Here is a 22,447-nt window from a genome sequence, read left to right on the forward strand (position 1 = left end):
CGTGAGGACGGGCACAAAAGCGGGCACGGAGCAGGCCGCGGACGGCGGGACCGTCGTGGCCGTGCGGGAGCTGGTCAAGACGTATCCCGCGGTGCGCGGGCGCCGCGGCGCCGCCGACGTGCCCGCCGTGCGTGCCAGCGACGGGGTCACCCTGGACATCCGGGGCGGCGAGATCTTCGGCCTGCTGGGCCCCAACGGCGCCGGCAAGTCCACCCTGGTACGGCAGCTCACCGGGCTGCTGCGGCCGGACTCCGGCAGCGTCACCGTGCTCGGCCACGACATCGTGCGCCACCCCGAGCGGGCCTCCCGGCTGCTGGCCTACCTCGGCCAGGAGTCCACCGCGCTGGACGAGATGACCGTGGCGCTGGCTGTGGAGACCACCGGCCGGCTGCGTGGTCTGGAGACCCGCGCCGCACGCGGCGAGCGGGACGCCGTCCTCGACGAACTCGGGCTCGGGAAGATCGCCGGCAGCCCGCTGAAGAAGCTGTCCGGCGGACAGCGGCGGCTGGCCTGCTTCGCCACCGCCCTGGTCGGCGAGCGCCCGCTGCTGGTCCTGGACGAGCCGACGACCGGCATGGACCCCGTCGCGCGGCGCGCGGTGTGGTCGGCCGTGGACCGGCGGCGCGCCGAGCGCGGCGCCACCGTCCTGCTCGTCACCCACAACGTGCTCGAGGCGGAGACCGTACTGGACCGGGTCGCGGTGATCGACCGCGGCCGGGTCATCGCCTGCGACACGCCCGGCGGTCTGAAGGAAATGGTCGGCGAGGAAGTCCGCGTGGAGCTGGTCTGGCGCGACCGCGCCCCGCTGGACGTGCCCGAGGTCGCCCGGCTCGGCGAGCACGCGCGCACGAGCGGGCGGCGCTGGACGCTGCGGCTGGCACCGGACGAGGCCCGGGCCGCGGTGGCCGCGGTCACCGGCGGGCCCGCCTTCGCCGCGCTGGACGATTTCACGCTCGCCACGCCCAGCCTGGAGGATGTCTACCTCGCCCTCGGCGGGCGGACCGAGGAAGGCTTGGTGAAGGCGTGAGAGCGGCCCGGCCGGAACGGAAAAGGAGCGGCGCGGCGTGAGTGTGGTTTCTGCGGAGGCGGTGACCGGCGGGCGGGCCGGTGCCGGGGCCGGTGACGTGCCGGCGGCGGCCGAGCTGGCGCCGCGCGCGCGGCTGCGCCCGGCGCTGGCCGCCGTGTACCGCGCGCAGCTCTCCCGGGCCCGGGTCGCCCGCATCCCGCTGCTGTTCGTCGCCACCTTCCAGTCCGTCGGCATCATGGTCCTGATGCGCGGCGTCGCGGACGGGCCCGAGGAGGCGCGGGCCGTGGTGTCCGGGTCCAGCGTGCTCGTCGTGGCGTTCGTGGCGCTGAACCTGCTCGCGCAGTACTTCGGCCAGCTGCGGGCCGGCGGCGGCCTGGACCACTACGCCACCCTGCCGGTGCCGCCGGCGGCCGTGGTGCTGGGCGCGGCGGCCGCGTACGCCTCCTTCACTGTGCCGGGCGCGGTGGTCACCGCGGTGGCCGGCAGCGTCCTCTTCCAGCTGCCGCTGACCCACCTGTGGGTACTCGTCGCGGTGATCCCGCTCTCCGGTGCGGCGCTCTCGGGTCTGGGCGCCGCGCTCGGGCTGCTCGCGCCCCGCCAGGAACTGGCCACGCTCCTCGGCCAGCTGGGCATGTCGGCGGCGCTGCTGCTGGGCGTGCTCCCGGCCGGGCGGCTGCCCGCCGTCATCGGCTACGCGCGCGACCTGCTGCCCTCCACGTACGGCGTGGAGGCGCTGGCGCACAGCTTCGAGGCGCATCCCGACTGGCTGCTGATCTTCGCGGACCTGGGCGTGTGCGCCGGCGTCGGCGTGCTCTCGCTGGCCGTGGCGACATGGGCGTACCGCCGGGCGGCCGTGCGGTGACCGGACAGGGCGGGTCGACCGGGCCGGAGAAGCGTCCTGCCGCCGGTGGCGCGGCCGGGACCTGGCACGATGGCGGGGTGAGTGCACCGCTGACCCCGCCCGACCGTCCGTCGAACCAGCAGCCGGGGGACACCCGCGCCCCGTGGGCCCGGCCCGCGACCGAGGAGGAGCCCGTGCCGACGCCCCCGCAGGAGTACGGCGGGCCCGGCGCCCGTCCCCTGGACGGGGACGACGGCCCCGGTCTCCGCAGCGAACTGCGGGACGCCGTGCTGATCGTGCTGGTCACGACGGTGTGCGGGGCGCTGCTGGGCGTGCTGTGGGCGTGGCTGGCGCCGCATGTGCCGCTGATCTCCGACGGCCGGGCCGTGTACCTGAAGAACGCCGAGGGCGAGGAGTCGATCGGCGCCGACGGCACGTTCATGCTCCTCGGGCTGGCACTGGGCGTGCTGAGCGCGGCGGTGGTCTTCCTGTGGCGGCGGCGCGGCGGCGTGCCGCTGGTGGTGGGACTGGTGATCGGCGGGCTGCTGGGTTCGGTGCTCGCCTGGCGGCTGGGGATGCTGCTGGGGCCGGAGCAGGACGTGGTGGCGCACGCCAAGGCGGTGGGCAAGGGCGTGGCCTTCGACGCGCCGCTGCGGCTGCAGGCCAAGGGCGCGCTGCTGGCCTGGCCGATCGGCGCCGCGCTGGGACAGCTGCTGCTGACGGGGATGTTCGGGCCGCGCGACCCCGAGCCGTTCGAGCCGGACTGGCACGCGCCGCAGCCGCCGCGGGACTGACGTCCCGGGAGCCACCACGGCGCGCGGTCGCGGCTTACGGGTGTTACGCCGGGCGGCGGCCGTGGTTGGCGCGGCCCTTCTTGATCCGCCACTTGCGCTTGCGCGTCTTCTTCGACATGGGACCTCCTCGGTCGGTCCCTATGGGTACTAGTGGCGCCCGCGGGCGGCGTAAAGGTGGTGTGCCGGTCAGGCCCGGCCGATCGGCGCGAACACCGCGTCGGTGAGCCGTGCCAGGTCCTTGGGGGACAGTTCGACCTCCAGGCCGCGGCGGCCCGCCGAGACGCAGACCGTTTCCAGGGCCTCGGCCGAGGCGTCCAGTACCGTGCGGAGCTTCTTGCGCTGGCCCAGGGGCGAGATGCCGCCGCGTACGTAGCCCGTGGTGCGTTCGGCGAGCGCGGGGTCGGCCATGGTGGCGCGCTTGCCGCCGACCGCGGCCGCGAGGGCCTTCAGGTCCAGCGAGCCGGAGACCGGGACGACGGCCACGGTCAGCGCGCCGTCCACGTCCGCCAGCAGCGTCTTGAAGACCCGGTCGGGGGAGACGCCGAGGGCCTGGGCCGCCTCCTCGCCGTACGAGGCGGTGGCGGGGTCGTGTGCGTAGGCATGCGTGGTGAAAGGAACGCCTGCCTGCGTCAGGGCGACCGTCGCGGGGGTGCCGCCCTGCTTGCCGTTCTTGGACTTCTTCGCCAACGTCCCGTCCTCGTGTCAGTTCGGGCTGGTCGGCTGCCGGGTGAGGTCCACGGCCGGCAGCGACGGGAGCTTACCGATCACCGCGGTCTCCTGGCGCAGCATTTTCAGCTCCTGGGCGAGACGGGACGAGACGTCCGCGGCCTCCAGGAGCTGCTGCTTGCGCGGCACGTCCAGGACGGTCGCGGCGGCCACGAGGTAGGACAGCACGGCGGGGTCGTCGGGGAGCTCCTGGGAGCTGGTCACCGTGCGCTCGTTCGCCCAGGCCAGCTTCTTCTGGTACGTCCGGAACGCCCGCTCCACGCCGACGGCCAGGGCACCCGCGCCCTCCCCTTCCTCCTCCTCCAGCGGCTCGATCTCGCCGGTGAGGTAGGGCCCGGAGGCGTCGACGGAGAGCAGCCGGAAGCGGGTGGTGCCGGTGGTCAGCACCTCGTACGAGGTGTTCTCGTCGCTGCCCTCGGGGGCCGGGCCGGCGGTCGCGCCCTTCTCCTGGATGGTGGCCGCGTCCGCGACGCAGCCGACGGGGTGGAAGGCGCGGATCGGGTCGTCGCCGAAGCCGGCCGCCGCGCCCTTGTCGGGGAGCGCGGTGCTGTCGGGCATCCCGGGAGCGGTGGCGGCGACCTCGCGGCCGTCGCGGATCGCGACGACGCCGAAGCGGCGCTCGTCCTCCGGGAGGTCGAGCAGGTCCCGCATCAGAGCTCGGTACCGCGCCTCGAAGATGTTCAGCGGAAGCACGAGGCCCGGGAACAGCACCGTGTTCAGCGGGAAGAGCGGTAGGCGCACGGAGGTCACAGCCCGTAAGCCTAAATGGTCGGCGGTGCCCCCGGAGGGGCCGGGCGTCACAGGAGTGTTTCCCGGCCCCGGCGGGCTACTGGCGGCGCAGCAGCCGCGAGGCACCGGCGGCGACCGTGGTGGCCAGTACCCAGCCCGCGAGGATCATGAGCGCGGCGGCCCACTGGGAGCCGCCTTCGGGGCGCCAGTAACTGTCCTGGTTCAGGTCGATGACCGGCAGCAGCAGGTCCAGGGAGTACAGATACGGGTTCCACAGCGGGGTCTCGCCGGGCTTGAGGGCGTGCGGCGGGTTCTGCGAGAAGAAGACCGTGCCCACCGCCCACAGGACGGCCATCCAGACGGCGGCGCGGCCCGGGCGGTATCCGTAGGCCACCGTCCAGTCCTGGAGGAAGCCCCAGGACTTCGCGGCGAGCGGCAGCGTTTCGCGGCGTCTGCGCTGCTTGGCGAGGAGGACCTCGCGCGCGTCGGAGTCCTCGCCGCTGCGGCGGAGCGCCGCGGCGAGCATCTCGTACGGCTCGGGCGCGTACTCGGGCGTGGCGGCCGCCACCCACTGCAGGCGCAGGGAGAGCGGGAAGTGGCCGCGCGGTATCAGCGTCTCGTAGGCGAAACCGGCCATCCACAGGCCGCCCAGGCCGGGCCAGCTGGTCGATTTGTCGACGAGGTTCACGACCCGGGCGCCGGAGAGGATGACCCGGCCGCGCTGCGGGCGCTCGCCCAGGAAGCGCAGCTCGGGCGTCTGGATGCGGCGCATGGACAGTTCCTGGTCGGACTCCAGGATGAAGCGCGCCTGGTCCAGGTCGACGGCGTCCCCGAAGCGCCCGTCGTCCAGCCGCATGCCGCCCTCGCACTCGAAGCGCTGCATACGGGTGCCGCGCGCCGGGGTCGTGGTGATGCCGTACGGGGGCGTGGCGGAGCTGGAGACCGAGCCGGAGAGCCCGGCGGCGGTGAGGTAGAGCGTGCGCTCCACGGTGAGCTGCGGGGCGTTCAGGGCCCGGCGGCCGTAGGGATTGCTCAGCCGGCTGCCGCGCAGGCTCAGCGACACGCCGATGGTGGCGCCGCGCAGCGTCAGCTCGCCGTACGACTCCATCATCTCGGCCTGGAGGTCCTGGGCCACGGTCAGCCCGTCGGCGGTGAGGGACCGGCCACGCCGGTCCTTGTGCACCACGACCTGGTTGAGCATGAGGTCCGTGCCGATGTGCGCGTCGGTGAGCCGGATGCCGCGCTGGACGATGCAGCGCGGCAGGTGCAGGTCGCCCTCGGTGTGCAGGCGCGCTGCCTCCAGCCGGGGGATGGCGCAGTTCACCATGCGCAGCGTCGTGAAGCGGCTCTCGGGGAGCAGGATCTCCCTCTCGAAGCGGCAGTCGCGCAGCTCCACGAATGGCTCGATTGTGCCGCCCGCGACGTCGAGGGAGTCGGTGATGTACGCGCCGGTGAGCTTCAGCGCGGAGACCCGGCCGGGCTGGGCCGGCGGGCCGTTCAGGAGGAGGAGCGCGATGACCCGGGCGCGTACCGTGCGCTCGGGGCCCCACTCGTGGCGGGCGTGCGGATCGTTGCGCGCCGGGTCGTCGGTGCGCAGATCGCAGGTGCTGCCGTTGCGGAACGCCTGCCACAGGCTCCATTCCGCCGAGGTCAGGTCCAGCTCCGGCGGCGCGTCGCCGTCGGTGGGGTCACTCACCGCGGCCTCCCCCTCTCGTTCCCGGCCGCGCCGTCCGGGCGCCGCCGTCTCTCCTTGCGTACCGGGCGTCCCACGCGTACCGCCGCGGCCCCCTCGGCACCCCATTCCCGCTGAGTGACCGCGTGAACGCCAGTGGTCAGAATCACCCCGGGCACGTCGTATCACCGATTGATACGGGCGACGGACACCGGCAGCGCGTCTGAGACACTGGAGGGGTGATCTCCCGAATCGATCTGCGCGGTGCCGCCCTCCCCGAGGGCGGCGCCCTGCGCGACCTGCTGCCCCGTGCCGAGTTCGACGTGGAAGCCGCCCTGGAGAAGGTGCGGCCCATCTGCGAGGACGTGCGCCATCGTGGCACGGCTGCGCTGATCGAGTACGCCCATCGGTTCGACCGGGTCGAGATCGAGCGGGTGCGGGTGCCCGCCGAGGCACTGCGGACCGCGCTGGCGGAGCTGGACCCGGCGGTCCGGGCCGCCCTGGAGGAGTCCATCAAGCGGGCCCGCACGGTCCACCGTGAGCAGCGGCGTACGGATGTGACGACGAAGGTCGTGCCGGGCGGCACGGTCACCGAGCGGTGGGTGCCGGTCGAGCGGGTCGGGTTGTATGTGCCCGGTGGCCGCTCGGTCTACCCCTCGTCCGTGGTGATGAACGTGGTGCCCGCGCAGGAGGCTGGCGTCGAGTCGCTGGCCGTCGCCTCGCCGCCGCAGGCCGACTTCGGCGGCCTGCCGCACCCCACCATCCTCGCCACCTGCGCGCTGCTGGGCGTGGACGAGGTGTACGCGGCCGGTGGCGCGCAGGCCGTCGCGATGTTCGCGTACGGCACCGAGGACTGCCTTCCGGTCAATCTGGTGACCGGTCCCGGCAACATTTACGTCGCCGCAGCGAAGCGTCTGCTCAAGGGCCGCATCGGCATCGACTCCGAGGCCGGCCCCACCGAGATCGCGATCCTCGCGGACGACACGGCGGACCCCCGGCACGTCGCGGCCGACCTGATCAGCCAGGCCGAGCACGACCCGATGGCCGCGGCCGTCCTGGTCACCGCCTCGGAAGAGCTGGCCGAGCGGGTCGAGAAGGAGCTGGACCCGCAGGTCCGCGCGACCCGGCACATCGAGGACCGGATCATCCCGGCGCTGGCCGGCCGGCAGTCCGCGATCGTGCTGGTCGACGGCCTGGACGAGGGCCTGAAGGTGGTGGACGCCTACGGCGCCGAGCACCTGGAGATCCAGACCGCGGACGCCTCCGCGGTGGCCGCGCGGGTCCGCAACGCCGGCGCGATCTTCGTCGGCCCGTACGCGCCCGTCTCGCTCGGCGACTACTGCGCGGGCTCGAACCACGTGCTGCCCACCGGCGGCTGCGCGTGCCACTCCTCGGGGCTCTCCGTGCAGTCCTTCCTGCGCGGCATCCATGTCGTGGACTACACCCGCGACGCACTGGCCGAGGTCGCCCACCACGTGGTGACCCTCGCCGAGGCCGAGGACCTCCCGGCACACGGCGCGGCCATCAAGGCAAGGTTCGACTGGAAGGTCCCGCAGGGCAAGTGACCAGGATCGACGATCTCCCCATCCGGGACGAGCTGCGCGGCAAGTCCCCGTACGGTGCCCCCCAGCTGGACGTGCCCGTACGCCTGAACACCAACGAGAACCCGTACCCGCTGCCCGAGCCGCTGGTCCAGCGGATCGCCGAGCGGGTCACCGAGGCGGCCCGCGACCTCAACCGCTACCCGGACCGGGACGCGGTCGAGCTGCGCACGGAGCTGGCCCGGTACCTCTCCCGCACCGGCGGCCACGAGGTCACCAAGGACCAGGTCTGGGCCGCCAACGGCTCCAACGAGGTCATCCAGCAGCTGCTGCAGACCTTCGGCGGCCCCGGCCGCAGCGCCATCGGCTTCGAGCCGTCGTACTCGATGCACGGGCTGATCTCGCGCGGCACGGGCACGGAGTGGATCTCCGGTCCGCGCAACGACGACTTCACCATCGACGTCGAGGCGGCCAAGAAGTCCATTGCTGAGCGCAAGCCGGACGTGGTCTTCATCTGCTCGCCGAACAACCCGACCGGCACCGCCGTGGCAGCGGAAACGGTTCTGGCGCTGTACGAAGCGGCGCAGGCCGCCAAGGCGGACACTGCCGGGGCGCTCGTCGTCGTCGACGAGGCGTACGGCGAGTTCAGCCACCGCCCCTCGCTGCTCCCGCTGATCGAGGGCCGGCCGAACCTGGTCGTCTCCCGGACGATGTCCAAGGCGTTCGGCGCGGCCGGGCTGCGCCTCGGTTACCTCGCCGCCGACCCGGCCGTGGTCGACGCCGTACAGCTCGTACGCCTGCCGTACCACCTCTCCTCGGTCACCCAGGCCACCGCGCTGGCGGCCCTGGAGCACACCGACACGCTGCTGAAGTATGTCGAGCAGCTGAAGACCGAGCGGGACCGCATCGTCGACGAGCTGCGCGCGATCGGCTGCGAGGTCGTCGACTCCGACGCCAACTTCGTCCAGTTCGGCAGGTTCGACGACCAGCACACGGCCTGGCAGGCCATCCTCGACCAGGGCGTCCTGGTCCGTGACAACGGAGTGCCGGGCTGGCTGCGGGTCACCGCCGGCACCCCGGCCGAGAACGACGCGTTCCTCGATGCGGTACGCGCGATCATGAAGGAGAGAAGCGCATGACTCGCGAGGGTCGCATTGGGCGCATTGAGCGCAAGACCAAGGAGACCTCCGTCCTCGTCGAGATCGACCTCGACGGCACCGGACAGGTCGACGTCTCGACCGGCGTGGGCTTCTACGACCACATGCTCGACCAGCTCGGCCGGCACGGTCTGTTCGACCTCACCGTGAAGACCGACGGCGACCTGCACATCGACACCCACCACACCATCGAGGACACCGCCCTCGCGCTGGGCGCCGCCTTCAAGCAGGCGCTCGGCGACAAGGTGGGCATCTACCGCTTCGGCAACTGCACGGTCCCGCTGGACGAGTCGCTCGCCCAGGTCACCGTCGACCTCTCGGGCCGCCCGTACCTGATCCACACCGAGCCCGAGAACATCGCGCCGATGATCGGCACGTACGACACGACGATGACCCGGCACATCCTGGAGTCCTTCGTCGCGCAGGCGCAGATCGCGCTGCACGTCCACGTGCCGTACGGGCGCAACGCCCACCACATCGTCGAGTGCCAGTTCAAGGCGCTGGCCCGGGCGCTGCGGTACGCCTCCGAGCGGGATCCGCGCGCGGCCGGCATCCTGCCCTCCACGAAGGGCGCGCTGTGAACGGTCTCTCGACGGTCTTCATCCTCGTGGGCCTCTTCCTGCTCGGCGGAGTCTTCTCCTTCTGGAAGCAGCAGATGTCCAAGAGCCTGATCGCGGTGCTGGCCATCGGCTCGGTGCTGTGTCTCGTCGCGGGCATTCTCCGGCTGGAGGTCTGGAATTGAGCACGCCTCGTAAGAATGTGGTCGTCTTCGACTACGGCTTCGGCAACATCCGGTCCGCCGAGCGGGCGCTGGCCCACGTCGGCGCCGACGTCGAGGTGACCCGCGACTACGACACCGCCATGAACGCCGACGGGCTGCTGGTCCCCGGCGTCGGCGCCTTCGCGTCCTGCATGAAGGGGCTGCGCGAGGCCCGCGGCGACTGGGTCGTGGGCCGCCGCCTCGCCGGCGGACGCCCCGTCATGGGCATCTGCGTCGGCATGCAGATCCTCTTCGGCCGCGGCATCGAGCACGACGTGGAGACCGAGGGCCTGGACGAGTGGCCCGGCACGGTCGGCCCGCTCAAGGCGGAGATCGTGCCGCACATGGGCTGGAACACCGTCGAGGCGCCGCAGGACTCGCGGCTCTTCGCGGGCCTGGACGCCGGCGAGCGCTACTACTTCGTGCACTCCTACGCGGTGCACCAGTGGGAGCTGGAGGTCACCAACCCCGCCATGCAGGCGCCCAAGGTCACCTGGGCCACGCACGGCGAGCCCTTCGTGGCCGCCGTGGAGAACGGGCCGCTGTGGGCCACCCAGTTCCACCCCGAGAAGTCCGGCGACGCCGGCGCCCAGCTCCTGAGCAATTGGATCGACACGCTGTGAACGCGGAGAACGCTGTGAACAAGCTTGAACTGCTGCCCGCCGTCGACGTCCGCGACGGCCAGGCCGTCCGCCTCGTCCACGGCGAGTCCGGCTCCGAGACCTCCTACGGCGACCCGCTCCAGGCCGCCCTGGCCTGGCAGCAGTCCGGCGCCGAGTGGCTGCACCTGGTCGACCTGGACGCCGCCTTCGGCACCGGCGACAACCGCGCGCAGATCGCCGAGGTCGCCCGCTCCATGGACATCAAGGTCGAGCTGTCCGGCGGCATCCGCGACGACGACTCGCTGGCCGCGGCGCTCGCCACCGGCTGCACGCGCGTCAACATCGGCACCGCGGCCCTGGAGAACCCCGAGTGGGTCGCCAAGATCATCGCCGAGCACGGTGACAAGATCGCGGTGGGCCTGGACGTGCGCGGCACGACGCTGCGCGGCCGCGGCTGGACCCGCGACGGCGGCGACCTGTACGAGACGCTGGCCCGGCTGGACTCCGAGGGCTGCGCCCGGTACGTCGTCACCGACATCAACAAGGACGGCACGCTGCAGGGCCCCAACCTGGAGCTGCTGAAGAACGTCTGCGCCGCGACCGACCGGCCCGTCGTCGCCTCCGGCGGCGTCTCCTCCCTCGACGACCTGCGCGCCATCGCGTCGCTGGTGCCCGAGGGAGTGGAGGGCGCGATCGTCGGGAAGGCCCTCTACGCCAAGGCGTTCACCCTCGAAGAGGCCCTGGAGGCCACCCGCTAGCAGGGAGAAGGACCGATGACCGACGTACGGCGCGTGCCCGGTGAAGGACCCTGGGAAGAGGCGTTCGGAGCGGCGCGCGCCGTCGCGGCCGGCGACCGTGTCCATGTCGCGGGCACGACGCCGTTCGACGGCACGGTCCTGTACGGCGAGGGCGATCCGTACGAGCAGACCCGGGTCGCCTTCACCCGGGCACTGGACGCCCTCACGGAGTTCGGCCTCGGCGCGGACGCGGTGGTCCGCACCCGCGTCTACCTCGCCCACACCCGCGACATCGACGAGTCGGCCCGCGCCCACCAGGAGCTCTTCGGTGCGGTCCGCCCCGCCACGACCGTCGTCGTGGTCTCGGGCTTCGTCGACCCCCGCATCCTCGTCCAAGTAGAAGTAGAAGCTTTCAGAGAGGTCTGAACAGACATGACCCTGGCGGTCCGAGTCATCCCCTGCCTGGACGTCGACAACGGCCGGGTCGTCAAGGGCGTGAACTTCCAGAACCTCCGCGACGCCGGCGACCCCGTCGAGATGGCCAAGATCTACGGCGAGGAGGGCGCCGACGAGCTGACCTTCCTCGACATCACCGCCTCCTCCGGCAACCGCGAGACGACCTACGACGTGGTCCGCCGCACCGCCGAGCAGGTCTTCATCCCGCTCACCGTCGGCGGCGGCGTCCGCACCCCCGAGGACGTCGACAAGCTGCTCCGCGCCGGCGCGGACAAGGTCGGCGTCAATACGGCAGCCATCGCCCGCCCCGACCTCATCCGCGAGATCGCCGAACGCTTCGGCCGCCAGGTCCTCGTCCTCTCCGTCGACGCCCGCCGCACGCCCGAGGGCACCAGCACCCCCTCCGGCTTCGAGGTCACCACCCACGGCGGCCGCCGCGGCACCGGCATCGACGCCGTCGAGTGGGCGCACCGCGCCGCGGAGCTCGGCGCCGGCGAGATCCTCCTCAACTCCATGGACGCCGACGGCACCAAGGACGGCTACGACACCGAGATGATCGCCGCCGTCCGCAAGCACGTCACCATCCCGGTCATCGCCTCCGGCGGCGCCGGCAAGCTCACCGACTTCCCGCCGGCCATCGACGCCGGCGCCGACGCCGTCCTCGCCGCCTCCGTCTTCCACTTCGGCGACCTGCGCATCGGCGAGGTCAAGGACACCCTCCGCGAGGCGGGGCACCCGGTCCGCTGACGCGGCCGGTATACCTCCTGGTCAGCGGCGTGCCATCGCCGTAGGCTCGGCCCATGAGTCGAGTCAACGACGTGGGCGGGCAGACCGGATTCGGCGCGCTGCGGATCGAGGCGGACGAGCCGCCGTTCCACGCGGACTGGGAAGCGCGGGTGTACGCGCTGAACATGGCGCTGGTGCGCGGCGGGGTCTACACGCTGGACGAGTTCCGGGACGCGGTGGAGCGGATGGCGCCCGCCGAGTATCTGGCGGCTTCGTACTACGAGCGGTGGCTGCACGCCATCGAGACGCTGGTCGCCGAGCGGAAGGTGCTCGGCGATGAGTAGTTTCACGGCCGGGGACACCGTGCGGGTCAGGCCCGTGGACCCCGCCGGGCACACCCGCGTACCGCGCTACATCCGCGGGCATGTCGGGCGGGTCGTGGAGGCACAGGGGCAGTGGCCGCTCGCCGACGACCGGGCCACGGGCACCGCCGAGCCGCGCGTCGAGACCGTCTACACCGTCGCCTTCCCGGCCCGGGAGCTGTGGGGCGAGGGGACGCACGAGGTCACGGTGGACCTCTGGGAGTCGTACCTGGAACGGGCAGCGGAGGAGCGGGCGTGAGCGGGGAACATGCGAGCAGCACGGTGGCGGTGCGGGTGCGCCGCCTGGAGGAGCGGCTGGTGTCGGCCGGGGTGGTCGGCGACGACCAGCTCGACGCGATCCTGACCACGCTGCTGAACGGCGCGTCGCCGGTCAACGGCGCGCGGGTGGCGGCCCGCGCCTGGACGGACCCGGGCTTCAAGGAGCGGCTGCTGGCGGACGCCAGTACGGCGCTGCCGGAGCTCGGCCTGTCGATGACGGGCGGCATCCAGGAGCAGCGCCTCAAGGTCGTCGAGAACACGGAGACGGAGCACCACGTCCTCGTCTGCACCCTGTGTTCGTGCTACCCGATCGGGCTGCTGGGGCCGTCCCCGTCCTGGTACAAGAGCGAGGCGTACCGGTCGCGGGTGGTGCGCGACCCGCGGTCGGTGCTCGAGGAGTTCGGGCTGACGCTCGGGGACGACGTACGGATCACCGTCTGGGACTCCAGCGCGGAGAGCCGCTACATGGTGCTGCCGCGGCGGCCCGATGGCACGGACGGGCTGGGCGAGGAAGACCTCGCCCGCCTCGTGACACGGGAGGGTCTCATCGGGACCGCCGCCGTCTGAGGGCGCCGCGGCTGCGGAGCGTCGGTTGCCGCCGCGGCGCCGGTCTGTGGAGGTCACCGGCCCGAAGCCGGTGACCGGGGTCACGCCTTGCGGGCCGCCCGGACGAACTCGCGGTTCATCTTGGTGATGCTGAACAGCGGGATGCCCTTCGGGCAGGCCGTCGCGCACTCGCCGGTGTTCGTGCAGCCGCCGAAGCCCTCGTCGTCCATCTGCCCGACCATGTCCAGGACCCGCGACTCGCGCTCCGGGGCGCCCTGGGGGAGCGAGTTGAGGTGGACGACCTTGGCGGAGGTGAAGAGCATCGCCGAGCCGTTGGGGCAGGCCGCCACGCACGCGCCGCAGCCGATGCACTCCGCGTGCTCGAAGGCGGTGTCGGCGGCCGGCTTCGGCACCGGCGTGGCGTGCGCGTCGGGCGCGCTGCCCGTCGGGGCGGTGATGTAGCCGCCGGAGCCGATGATCCGGTCGAACGCGGACCGGTCCACGACCAGGTCCTTGACGACGGGGAACGCCGAGGCGCGCCACGGCTCGATGTCGATCGTGTCGCCGTCGTCGAAGTGCCGCATGTGCAGCTGGCAGGTGGTGGTCCGCTCGGGCCCGTGCGCCTCGCCGTTGATGACCATGCCGCACGCGCCGCAGATCCCCTCACGGCAGTCGTGGTCAAAGGCGACCGGCTCCTCACCGCGCAGGATCAGCTCTTCGTTGAGCGTGTCGAGCATCTCCAGGAAGGACATCTCGGGGGAGATGTCCCGCACGTCGTACTCGGTCATACGACCCGCGGAATCGGGGCCGGACTGGCGCCAGATGCGCAGGGTGAGGTTCACGCGTAGCTCCGCTGAGTGGGGTGGACGTACTCGAAGTCGAGCTGCTCCTTGTGCAGCACGGGCGCCTCGCCGGTACCGGTGAACTCCCAGGCCGCCGCGTAGGAGAATTCCTCGTCGCGGCGTGCGGCCTCGCCGCCCTCGGTCTGGCTCTCCTCGCGGAAGTGGCCGCCGCAGGATTCGGAGCGGTGCAGGGCGTCCAGGCACATCAGCTCGGCGAGTTCGAAGTAGTCGGCGATGCGGTTGGCCTTTTCCAGGGACTGGTTGAGGTCCTGGCCGCTGCCCGGGACCTTGATGCGGCGCCAGAATTCCTCGCGGAGTTCGGGGATGCGGTCCAGGGCCTTGCGGAGTCCGGTCTCGGTGCGGGCCATGCCGCATTCCTCCCAGAGGAGCTCGCCGAGCTCGCGGTGGAAGGAGTCCGGGGTGCGGTCGCCGTTGTTGGAGAGGAGGCGGTAGAGGCGGTCGGTGACCGAGGTGACGGCCTCGGTGACGGCCGGGTGGTCGTGCGGTACCTCGTCGTGCGGGTGGCGGGCGAGGTAGTCGTTGATGGTGGCGGGGAGCACGAAGTAGCCGTCGGACAGGCCCTGCATGAGGGCGGAGGCGCCGAGGCGGTTCGCGCCGTGGTCGGAGAAGTTGGCCTCGCCGATGGCGAAGAGGCCGGGCACGGTGGTCTGCAGGTCGTAGTCGACCCAGAGGCCGCCCATCGTGTAGTGGATGGCCGGGTAGATGCGCATGGGCGTCGTGTACGGGTCCTCCGCCGTGATGCGGGCGTACATGTCGAAGAGGTTGCCGTACTTCTCCTCGACGGCCTTGCGGCCCATCCGGGCGATGGCGTCCGCGAAGTCCAGGTAGACGCCCTGGCCGCCGGGGCCGACGCCGCGGCCATCGTCGCAGACGTTCTTCGCGGCACGGGACGCGATGTCGCGCGGGACGAGATTGCCGAAGGCGGGGTAGATGCGCTCCAGGTAGTAGTCGCGCTCGTCCTCGGGGATCTCGGCCGGCGGGCGGGTGTCGCCCTTCGCCTTGGGCACCCAGATGCGGCCGTCGTTGCGCAGCGACTCGCTCATCAGCGTCAGCTTGGACTGGTGGTCGCCGGAGCGCGGGATGCAGGTGGGGTGGATCTGGGTGAAGCAGGGGTTGGCGAAGTACGCGCCGCGCCGGTGCGCCCGCCAGATCGCGGTGGCGTTGGAGTTCTTGGCGTTCGTGGAGAGGTAGAAGACGTTGCCGTAGCCGCCGCTCGCCAGCACCACCGCGTCCGCGAAGTAGGTGTCGATGCGGCCGGTGAGCAGGTCGCGGGCGACGATGCCGCGGGCCCGCCCGTCGACCACGATCAGGTCGAGCATCTCGGTGCGCGGGTGCATCTCGACCGTGCCGGCCGCGATCTGCCGGGACAGCGCCTGGTACGCGCCGAGCAGCAGCTGCTGGCCCGTCTGGCCGCGGGCGTAGAACGTCCGGGAGACCTGGACGCCGCCGAAGGAGCGGGTGTCGAGGAGGCCGCCGTACTCGCGGGCGAAGGGCACGCCCTGGGCCACGCACTGGTCGATGATCTCCACCGAGACCTGGGCGAGGCGGTGGACGTTGGACTCGCGGGCGCGGAAGTCGCCGCCCTTGACCGTGTCGTAGAAGAGGCGGTGGACGGAGTCGCCGTCGTTGCGGTAGTTCTTCGCCGCGTTGATGCCGCCCTGGGCGGCGATGGAGTGGGCGCGGCGCGGCGAGTCCTGGTAGCAGAACTGGACGACGTGGTAGCCCTGTTCGGCCAGGGTGGCGCCGGCCGCGCCGCCGGCCAGCCCGGTGCCGACGACGATGACGGTGTGCTTGCGCCGGTTGGCGGGGTTGACCAGCTTCGCCTCGAAGCGGCGGCGGTCCCAGCGCTCGTTGATCGGGCCGTCCGGGGCCTTGGTGTCGGCGACGGGCTCGCCGGTCCGGTACTCGCTGTAGGTGCTCATGTCAGCTCACTACTCCGGTCAGCACGGAGACGGGGACGGCGATGAAGCCGAGGGTGAGGACCAGGGCCAGGAGGTTGGCGATGGCCTTGAGGGCGCGGTCGCGCCCCGGGCGGTTGGCGCCCAGCGTCTGCGCGGCGCTCCAGAAGCCGTGCCGGATGTGCAGGCCGAGCGCGAGCATCGCGACGATGTAGATGACGTTGCCGTACCAGGTGGAGAAGGTGGCGACGACATTGGCGTACGGGTGTCCGGCCGCGGCGTGCGGGTTCACCGTCAGGGTCGTCAGATCCAGGATGTGCCAGACGATGAAGAGGCCGAGGATGACGCCGCCCCAGCGCATGGTGCGGGTGGCGTAGCCGGCCCGCTTCTTCTTGTGCACGTACTTGCTCGGCCGGGCCTTGATGTCGCGACGGCTGAGCTGGTACGCGGCCACGGCGTGGACGATCACGGCAGCGAGCAGCACGATCCGGGCGATCCACAGGAACCACTCGTGGTGCAGGAAGGGCTCGCCGATGGTGCGCAGCCAGTGGGCGTAACCGTCGAACTCGGCGGCTCCGAAGAAGATCTTGAGGTTGCCCAGCATGTGGGCGACCAAGTACAGCAGCATGACGATGCCGCTGACGGCCATCGCCGTCTTCTTGCCGACGGTCGAGTGCCACAGGATGCCCGCGTAGGAGGACGGCCGTCGGTCCGTCCGGGTGTCCACTGCCATGGGCACGACGGTAGGGACGCCGTCACCCATCAGTCCAAGACATGGTGGAGCTCATCTCCATAGGCGTTCGCTATCGACACACTATCGTGGCCGCATGCAGCTGCAGCAGCTCCGCTATTTCACGGCCGTCGCCGACACCCGGCACTTCACGCGCGCGGCCGAGCAGGAACACGTCGCGCAGCCCTCGCTCTCCCAGCAGATCCGCTCCCTGGAGCGGGAGCTGGGCGCCGAGCTGTTCCACCGGGCGCGCGGCCACATCACGCTCACCGACGCGGGCGAGACGCTGCTGCCGTTCGCGCGCCGCATCCTGGCCGATGCCGACACCGCGCGCCGCGAGGTCCAGGAGGTCGCCGGGCTGCGCCGCGGCCGGCTGCGGCTCGGCGCCCCGCCCAGCCTGTGCGCCTCGGTCGTGCCCGACGTGCTGCGCGCCTTCCACGACCGCTATCCGGGCGTCGACCTCCAGGTGCACGAGAGCGGCTCGCAGGACCTGGTGCGGGTACTGGCCGCGGGCGAGCTGGACCTCGCCCTCATCATCACGCCGCTGCCGGTGCAGGCGCCCGCGCTGACCACCGCCGAGCTGCTGCGCGAGGAGCTGGTGGTGGTCTCGGCGCCGGACGCGCCGCCGCCGGTGCGCCGCAAGTACCTCCGCGTGGAGGATCTGCGCGACCACCCGCTGGTGATGTTCCGGCGCGGCTACGACCTGCGGGAATTCACCGTGGCCGCGTGCCGCGCGGCGGGCTTCGAGCCGGTCTTCACCGTCGAGGGCGGCGAGATGGACGCGGTGCTCGGCTTCGTACGGGCGGGGCTCGGCAGCGCCGTCGTGCCCAGCATGGTCGCCGAGCGGGCCGGGCTGCGCAGCACCCCGTTCGCCGCGCCGGGCCTGCACCGCAACATCTCCGTCGCGCACCGCGCGGACGTCTCGCCGCCCCGCGCGGCCCGCGAGCTGCAGCGCATTCTCGTACGCCACCTGACGCCCGGCGCCGCGGACGGCTAGGCCCGCCCCGGCGGCCACGGCGGCAAAAGGGCGGTTTCCGGCCAGTACGACGTGATATTGCCGTACGGCGGTAAGCGCGGCCCTGCCTGGTGACGGGTGGCCGCTGCCGCGCGCGGTGAATATCCGCGCGAGGTGCGACCGGTGTTTTCACGCACAAATCGCCCATTCCGTTGCCGACCGCGCGCCCGCCGCGGTACCAATGCCTCACTTGCCGTCCGGCGCCATGCGGCCGGCAATCGGGGGAATCAACGGGGGAGAACATCACCATGCTGCTCGAAGAGGTCTACGCGGGCGCGCCCACCGTAAAGTCGGGACGCCATCTGACCACCGTGAACGAATTCACGGACCAATCGCCCGCGCTGCGCCCGGAAGTCCTCGCGGAAGCCGCGGACCGCATGCTCGCGCTGGGCGACTTCGACGCCGACAAGATTCTTGTCGAGGAGGACAAGGGCGCCATTCTCGGCGGGGCGCTCTCGCTCGCCGCGGGGCTGCCGCTGGCGGTCGCCCGCTGGTACACCTACGACCTCGGCGGGCGGTCCGTGTCGGTGCCCATCGACAGCGAGTACTTCCAGGGCACGCTCTACGTCAACGGCATCGAGCCGGGCGACCGGCTGACCATCGTGGACGACACGATCAGCACGGGCGGCACCCTGATCGCGCTGATCGAGGCCGTGCAGGCGGCCGGCGCCCGGGTCGGCGAGGTCGTCGTGGCGGTGGAGAAGCCGGACAACGGCGGCCGGGAAAAGGTCGCCGAGCGCTTCGGCATCACGGTCAAGTCCGTTCTCCGGATCACCGTCGACGAACGGACCGGGCGCGCCGTCGTCCTGCCCTGACGCGGTCGGGACCGTCATGTTCTGACGCGGTCGGACATTTCTTCTTCACTTTTTTCAGCACGCTGTCCAGTACGGGTTCGGGGGAACCGCACGTGAGTGCATTTGTGCACGGTGCCGAAATCGGGCACACGGAATTGTACGAGCTACGCAGCACTGCCGAGCCGGGGGCCGCGCGGATATTCGCCAAGTGCGAGTTCCGTAATCCCACCGGCAGTCACAAGGACCGGGTCTTCGCCTTCATGCTCGACGAACTGGAACGGGCCGGCACGATCGCCCCGGGAATGACCCTGGTCGAATGCTCCACCGGAAACGGCGGCGCGGCGCTCTCCCGGGTGGGCCGGGACCGCGGCTACCGCGTCGTCATCGTCATGCCCGCCGGCATGACCGAGGAACGCCGCCGGCAGATCGCCTCCTTCGGGGGCACCGTCATCGAGACCGACCCCGAGGGCTTCCTCCTCGAAGGCGAGGAGACCGCCCGCCGGTACGTCGCGGCGCACCCCGGCAGCCACTACCTGGACCAGTCGGCCAACGAGCTGAACTGGCGCGCCTGGCGCTCCTGCGGCACCGAGATCGTCACCGCGCTGGACGCGCTGGGCCTGGTCCCGGACCGGTTCGTCTGCTCCGTCGGCACCGGCGGCACGTTCACCGGTATCGCGGACGTCCTCAAGGCCGCATACCCGGGGCTGCGCACCACCGCCGTCGAGGTCGACCGCTCGGCCGCCCTGTACGCCAAGCGGCACGGCCTGCCCTTCACCCACCACACGCACAACCTGATGGGCCTCGGCCCCGGCAAGGTCCCCGCCAACCTGCGCGAGGAACTGGTCGACGAGGTCGAGCTGATCAGGGGGGACGACGGCTGGACGGCCATGAAGGAGCTGATCGAGAAGGAGGGTCTGTGCGTCGGGCCCACCGCGGGCGGCAACGTCTTCGCCGCGCGGCGGCTCGCCCGCACGCTGCCCCCGGACGCCGTCGTGATCACCGTGCTGTTCGACTCCGCCTGGAAGTACTTCAGCGTCTGGGACGGCCGGTACGCGCGGTACGCCACCGACGACGCGCCCTACGCGGCGGAAGGGGCGGAGTGAACGCCATGACCGACGACCGCACCACACCCGGCAACACCACACCCGGCAACACCGCGCCCGACGGCATCGCGCCCGACGGCAGCCTCCCGGACAGCCACCGCCCCGACCCGGGACCGGCCCCGGACCCCGCCGCGCGCCTCGACGCGCTCACCCGCCGCCTCGACGAAGCCTGCCGGCGCGCCGGCCGCGAGCCCGGCTCCGTGAAGCTCGTCGCGGTCAGCAAGTACCACCCGCGCGAGCTCGTCGCCGCCGCGCTCGACGCGGGGCAGCGGGACTTCGCGGAGAGCCGGGTCCAGGAGGCCCGCGTCAAGTGGCCGCCGCTGCGCGCCCGTTACCCGGACCTCCGGCTGCATCTCGTCGGCCCGCTGCAGACCAAGAAGGCCGCGGCGGCCGTCACCGGCTTCGACGTCCTGCACAGCGTGGACCGCCCGCGGCTGGCCGCGGCCCTCGCCGCCGCCATGGCCCGCACCGGGCGCAGGCCCGACTGCTTCGTCCAGGTCAACACCGCCGACGAGCCGCACAAGAGTGGCGTACCGCTGGAGGCCGCCGACGCCTTCCTCAAGGAGTGCCGGGACGTGTGCGGGCTGCCCGTCGTCGGCCTGATGTGCATGCCGCCGTACGGCCGCGACCCGCGCCCGCACTTCCGGCTGCTCCGCTCGCTCGCCGCCGCGCACGGCCTGACCCAGCTCAGCATGGGCATGAGCGCCGACTTCGAGGCCGCGGTGGCGGAGGGCGCGACGCTGGTCCGGGTGGGCCGGGCGCTCTTCGGCCCCCGGCCGCGGCGCGCCGGCGGTCCGCCGGACACCCGTGCAGGCGGCCCCCCGGACACCCGTGCCGACGGCCCGCCGGGCACCCGATAGGGAGCACCGTGGCCGCACTGTTCGTCTTCGCCCTGTTCTCCGCGCTGGTGGACGTGTTCGCCGCGCAGCGGCTCCAGCACCTCGACCCCGGCAGCGTCGCCGCGGTCGCCTTCACCCTCACCGGCGCCTTCTTCTGCGGCCTGACGCTGCTGCGGACGCGCCCGGCCCGGGTACTCGCCGTGGCCCGGGCGCACGCCGCCGACCTGCTCGTCCTCAACGTCACCACCGCGGTGACCTGGCTGTCCCTGCTGTACGCGCTCAAGCTCATGGAACCGGCCGTCGCCAACGTCGTCTCCATCGCCATCGGCCCGGCCTGCACCGTGCTGCTCCAGTACCTGTGGTGGCGCAAGGACCGCGTCCTGCCCGGCGAACTCCTCGCCGCGCTCGGCATCGTCCTCGCCCTCGCCGGCCTGGTCTGGGCCTCCCTGGACGGCCGCAGCGGCGTCGGCGACCGCGGCGCGGCGGTCATGGCGCTCGGCGTGTGCGCCGCGGTCGCCTCCGGCGCGGGCGGGGCCGCCAACGTCGTCTTCTCCGCCCGCCTGGGCGCCGCGGGCGTCGACGTCCCCACCGTCATGGGCCTGCGCTTCGGCCTGGTCGCCGCGGCCGGCTGGCTGCTCGCCGGCACCGGGGACACCGCCCGGCTGGGCGCGGCGCTGCTGCCCGGCGCCGTGGTCGCCGTCATCGGCGTCGGCATACCGGCCGTCCTCGTACAGATCGGCGTGCGCCGGGTGACCCCGGTGACCGCCTCCATGATCTGCGCCCTCGCGCCTGCCCTGACCCTCCTCCTCCAACTCGCCGACAAACGGCTGACGTTCTCGGTGCCCTCCGCCCTCGGCATCACCGTCATCACCGTTCTCATCGGGCTCGGGCTGCTCGCCCGCCGGGGCGCACCCCCGGCCGCCGCGGCCCAGGAAGGCAAGAAGATCCATGCACTGCCTGGTAGTTGACGCCTACTCCAGCGGCCGCTTCCTGCCCGGAGCGCTGGCCGCGCACGGCATCACCACGGTCCACATCGACAGCGCGCCCGGCATCGCCGACCGCCTGCTGCGCACGCCCTTCCCGCCCGAGGCGGTCGCCGACCGGTTCACGTACCAGGGCGACCTGGACGCCCTGATCACCGCGGTACTCCCGTACGCGCCCGCCCGCGTCCTCGCCGGCAACGAGACCGGCGTGGACCTCGCCGACGCCCTCTCCGCCCGGCTCGGCCTGCCCGGCAACGTCATCGACGGCCGCCGCGTGCGCCGCGACAAGTACGAGATGGCCAGGGCCGTCCGGGCACACGGGCTGCGCGCGCCCGACACCCTGCGCACCCACCGCTTCGACACCGCCCTGGCCTGGGCCCGCGCGCACGGCCGCTGGCCCGTGGTGGTCAAGCCCGCCGACAGCGCCGGCACCGACAACGTCTTCTTCTGCGCCGGTCCGGTGGAGCTGTGCACCGCCTTCGACCACATCCTGCGCTCGGTGAACTTCACCGGCGCCCGCAACCGCACCGTCGTCGTCCAGGAGCACCTGTCCGGCACCGAGTACTTCGCCAACACCGTCAGCGTCGCGGGCCGCCACCACATCGCCGAGATCTGGCGCTACCACAAGCGCCCCGGCCGCGGCGGCGCCCCGGTCTACGACTACGAGGAGCCGGTGTCCGCGCGCGAGCCGGCCACCGCCGCGCTCCGCCCGTACCTCCTCGGCGCCCTGGACGCCCTCGGCATCCGCAACGGACCGGCGCACTCCGAGATCATGCTCACCGACGAGGGACCGGTACTGATCGAGGCCGGCGCCCGCCCGGCCGGCAGCATCCTGCCCGACGTGGTCAGCCGCTGCTTCGGCACCGACCACATAGCGCTGACCGCGCTGGCCTGCGCCGACCCGGCCGCCTTCATGGCGCGCACGGACCGCCCGGCCCAGCCGCGCGTCCCGCTGCGCTACGTCTCCCTGATCTCCCCGCGCGGCGGCCGGCTGGTCTCCCTGGCCCGCTTCGACGAGGTGCGCGCGCTGCCCTCGTACGCCGGGCACCACCTCTCCGTCGAGGTGGGCGACCACCTCGCCCCCACCGTCGACTCGCTCACCTCGCCCGGCTTCTGCTACCTGGTCCACCGCGACCCGCGACAGATCGAGACGGACTACCGGCGGCTGCGCGCGCTGGAGGAGGCAGGGCTGTACGAAACGGAGGGGACGGGCCGGTGCGAGACGGAAGCGGTCGGGCCGGACGCGCGGCGCCCGGCCTGAGTGCCT

The 22,447-nt window shown here is 72.4% G+C and carries 26 protein-coding genes; 20 read left to right on the forward strand and 6 right to left on the reverse strand.

Annotated features, from left to right (window positions below):
- Position 1: 1 nt before the first annotated feature.
- The 3 genes from ACIGXO_RS29415 (at position 2) to ACIGXO_RS29425 (ending at position 2,662) form a co-directional block, all read left to right on the forward strand.
- Positions 2–1,027 carry an ABC transporter ATP-binding protein gene (locus ACIGXO_RS29415; protein ID WP_399792813.1) on the forward strand — a complete coding sequence of 342 codons (1,026 nt, stop codon included), beginning with the start codon at positions 2–4 and terminating at the stop codon, positions 1,025–1,027.
- 37 nt (positions 1,028–1,064) lie between these two features.
- A complete protein-coding gene (locus tag ACIGXO_RS29420) occupies positions 1,065–1,889 on the forward strand; it encodes an ABC transporter permease (RefSeq protein WP_399792815.1) in 825 nt (274 codons plus the stop codon).
- 77 nt (positions 1,890–1,966) lie between these two features.
- Positions 1,967–2,662 carry a hypothetical protein gene (locus ACIGXO_RS29425; RefSeq protein ID WP_399792817.1) on the forward strand — a complete coding sequence of 232 codons (696 nt, stop codon included), beginning with the start codon at positions 1,967–1,969 and terminating at the stop codon, positions 2,660–2,662.
- A 186-nt stretch (positions 2,663–2,848) separates the two neighbouring features.
- Here the strand turns inward: ACIGXO_RS29425 and ybaK are convergent, their stop codons facing one another.
- The 3 genes from ybaK to ACIGXO_RS29440 form a co-directional block, all read right to left on the reverse strand.
- Positions 2,849–3,349, reverse strand: coding sequence for a Cys-tRNA(Pro) deacylase (gene ybaK / locus ACIGXO_RS29430; protein WP_399792819.1), 501 nt, complete (start codon positions 3,347–3,349; stop codon positions 2,849–2,851).
- A gap of 15 nt (positions 3,350–3,364) precedes the next feature.
- On the reverse strand, positions 3,365–4,138 hold the full coding sequence (locus tag ACIGXO_RS29435) for an LON peptidase substrate-binding domain-containing protein (RefSeq protein ID WP_399792821.1): 774 nt from the start codon (positions 4,136–4,138) through the stop codon (positions 3,365–3,367).
- Positions 4,139–4,214: 76 nt separating this feature from the next.
- Complete coding sequence (locus tag ACIGXO_RS29440) at positions 4,215–5,813, reverse strand: oxidoreductase (RefSeq protein ID WP_399792823.1); 1,599 nt, start codon at positions 5,811–5,813, stop codon at positions 4,215–4,217.
- A gap of 215 nt (positions 5,814–6,028) precedes the next feature.
- On the opposite strand from ACIGXO_RS29440, the gene hisD reads away from it, so the two are divergent.
- From hisD to ACIGXO_RS29495, 11 genes are read left to right on the forward strand one after another with little or no spacing between them, the layout of a single operon-like run.
- Positions 6,029–7,354 (forward strand): histidinol dehydrogenase, encoded by a 1,326-nt coding sequence (hisD, locus tag ACIGXO_RS29445; protein ID WP_399792825.1) that lies wholly within the window; start codon positions 6,029–6,031, stop codon positions 7,352–7,354.
- Positions 7,351–8,469: a histidinol-phosphate transaminase gene (locus ACIGXO_RS29450; RefSeq protein ID WP_399792827.1), complete on the forward strand. Its 1,119-nt coding sequence runs from the start codon at positions 7,351–7,353 to the stop codon at positions 8,467–8,469. Before hisD ends, ACIGXO_RS29450 begins: the two co-directional genes overlap by 4 nt.
- Positions 8,466–9,068, forward strand: coding sequence for an imidazoleglycerol-phosphate dehydratase HisB (gene hisB / locus ACIGXO_RS29455; protein WP_031057003.1), 603 nt, complete (start codon positions 8,466–8,468; stop codon positions 9,066–9,068). The genes ACIGXO_RS29450 and hisB overlap by 4 nt, the downstream gene beginning before the upstream one ends.
- Complete coding sequence (locus ACIGXO_RS29460) at positions 9,065–9,229, forward strand: hypothetical protein (RefSeq protein WP_399792829.1); 165 nt, start codon at positions 9,065–9,067, stop codon at positions 9,227–9,229. The genes hisB and ACIGXO_RS29460 overlap by 4 nt, the downstream gene beginning before the upstream one ends.
- Entirely contained in the window at positions 9,220–9,870 is a 651-nt protein-coding gene (gene hisH / locus ACIGXO_RS29465; RefSeq protein WP_399793293.1) for an imidazole glycerol phosphate synthase subunit HisH, read from the forward strand. The genes ACIGXO_RS29460 and hisH overlap by 10 nt, the downstream gene beginning before the upstream one ends.
- Positions 9,871–9,884: 14 nt before the next feature.
- Positions 9,885–10,607 (forward strand): bifunctional 1-(5-phosphoribosyl)-5-((5-phosphoribosylamino)methylideneamino)imidazole-4-carboxamide isomerase/phosphoribosylanthranilate isomerase PriA, encoded by a 723-nt coding sequence (priA, locus tag ACIGXO_RS29470; RefSeq protein ID WP_399792831.1) that lies wholly within the window; start codon positions 9,885–9,887, stop codon positions 10,605–10,607.
- A gap of 15 nt (positions 10,608–10,622) precedes the next feature.
- The gene (locus ACIGXO_RS29475; protein WP_399792833.1) at positions 10,623–11,012 is read left to right on the forward strand and encodes a Rid family hydrolase; all 390 of its coding nucleotides are present in this window, start codon (positions 10,623–10,625) and stop codon (positions 11,010–11,012) included.
- Positions 11,013–11,018: 6 nt separating this feature from the next.
- Positions 11,019–11,789: an imidazole glycerol phosphate synthase subunit HisF gene (gene hisF, locus ACIGXO_RS29480; RefSeq protein WP_399792836.1), complete on the forward strand. Its 771-nt coding sequence runs from the start codon at positions 11,019–11,021 to the stop codon at positions 11,787–11,789.
- 53 nt (positions 11,790–11,842) lie between these two features.
- Complete coding sequence (locus ACIGXO_RS29485; protein WP_399792838.1) at positions 11,843–12,112, forward strand: hypothetical protein; 270 nt, start codon at positions 11,843–11,845, stop codon at positions 12,110–12,112.
- The gene (locus ACIGXO_RS29490; RefSeq protein ID WP_399792840.1) at positions 12,105–12,389 is read left to right on the forward strand and encodes an SH3-like domain-containing protein; all 285 of its coding nucleotides are present in this window, start codon (positions 12,105–12,107) and stop codon (positions 12,387–12,389) included. Before ACIGXO_RS29485 ends, ACIGXO_RS29490 begins: the two co-directional genes overlap by 8 nt.
- The gene (locus tag ACIGXO_RS29495) at positions 12,386–12,976 is read left to right on the forward strand and encodes a nitrile hydratase subunit alpha (protein ID WP_399792842.1); all 591 of its coding nucleotides are present in this window, start codon (positions 12,386–12,388) and stop codon (positions 12,974–12,976) included. The genes ACIGXO_RS29490 and ACIGXO_RS29495 overlap by 4 nt, the downstream gene beginning before the upstream one ends.
- A gap of 80 nt (positions 12,977–13,056) precedes the next feature.
- Here ACIGXO_RS29495 and ACIGXO_RS29500 read toward each other — a convergent pair whose 3' ends face one another.
- The 3 genes from ACIGXO_RS29500 to ACIGXO_RS29510 are packed head-to-tail and all read right to left on the reverse strand — an operon-like array spanning position 13,057 to position 16,449.
- Positions 13,057–13,797 carry a succinate dehydrogenase/fumarate reductase iron-sulfur subunit gene (locus ACIGXO_RS29500; protein WP_399792845.1) on the reverse strand — a complete coding sequence of 247 codons (741 nt, stop codon included), beginning with the start codon at positions 13,795–13,797 and terminating at the stop codon, positions 13,057–13,059.
- Positions 13,794–15,740: a fumarate reductase/succinate dehydrogenase flavoprotein subunit gene (locus ACIGXO_RS29505; RefSeq protein WP_399792847.1), complete on the reverse strand. Its 1,947-nt coding sequence runs from the start codon at positions 15,738–15,740 to the stop codon at positions 13,794–13,796. The genes ACIGXO_RS29500 and ACIGXO_RS29505 overlap by 4 nt, the downstream gene beginning before the upstream one ends.
- Position 15,741: 1 nt before the next feature.
- The gene (locus tag ACIGXO_RS29510; protein ID WP_399792849.1) at positions 15,742–16,449 is read right to left on the reverse strand and encodes a succinate dehydrogenase; all 708 of its coding nucleotides are present in this window, start codon (positions 16,447–16,449) and stop codon (positions 15,742–15,744) included.
- A 94-nt stretch (positions 16,450–16,543) separates the two neighbouring features.
- Between ACIGXO_RS29510 and ACIGXO_RS29515 the strand changes: the two genes are divergently transcribed.
- From ACIGXO_RS29515 to ACIGXO_RS29540, 6 genes are all read left to right on the forward strand, one after another.
- On the forward strand, positions 16,544–17,443 hold the full coding sequence (locus ACIGXO_RS29515) for a LysR family transcriptional regulator (RefSeq protein WP_399792851.1): 900 nt from the start codon (positions 16,544–16,546) through the stop codon (positions 17,441–17,443).
- A 266-nt stretch (positions 17,444–17,709) separates the two neighbouring features.
- A complete protein-coding gene (locus ACIGXO_RS29520; RefSeq protein ID WP_399792853.1) occupies positions 17,710–18,276 on the forward strand; it encodes a phosphoribosyltransferase family protein in 567 nt (188 codons plus the stop codon).
- A 92-nt stretch (positions 18,277–18,368) separates the two neighbouring features.
- Positions 18,369–19,358, forward strand: coding sequence for a cysteine synthase family protein (locus ACIGXO_RS29525; RefSeq protein ID WP_399792855.1), 990 nt, complete (start codon positions 18,369–18,371; stop codon positions 19,356–19,358).
- Between the two features lie 5 nt (positions 19,359–19,363).
- On the forward strand, positions 19,364–20,218 hold the full coding sequence (locus ACIGXO_RS29530; protein WP_399792857.1) for a YggS family pyridoxal phosphate-dependent enzyme: 855 nt from the start codon (positions 19,364–19,366) through the stop codon (positions 20,216–20,218).
- 8 nt (positions 20,219–20,226) lie between these two features.
- Entirely contained in the window at positions 20,227–21,165 is a 939-nt protein-coding gene (locus ACIGXO_RS29535; RefSeq protein ID WP_399792859.1) for an EamA family transporter, read from the forward strand.
- On the forward strand, positions 21,146–22,441 hold the full coding sequence (locus ACIGXO_RS29540) for an ATP-grasp domain-containing protein (RefSeq protein WP_399792861.1): 1,296 nt from the start codon (positions 21,146–21,148) through the stop codon (positions 22,439–22,441). Before ACIGXO_RS29535 ends, ACIGXO_RS29540 begins: the two co-directional genes overlap by 20 nt.
- Positions 22,442–22,447 lie beyond the last annotated feature (6 nt).

The sequence above is a fragment of the Streptomyces sp. NPDC053542 genome, assembly GCF_044544685.1.
In the GTDB taxonomy this organism is placed as follows: Bacteria; Actinomycetota; Actinomycetes; order Streptomycetales; family Streptomycetaceae; genus Streptomyces.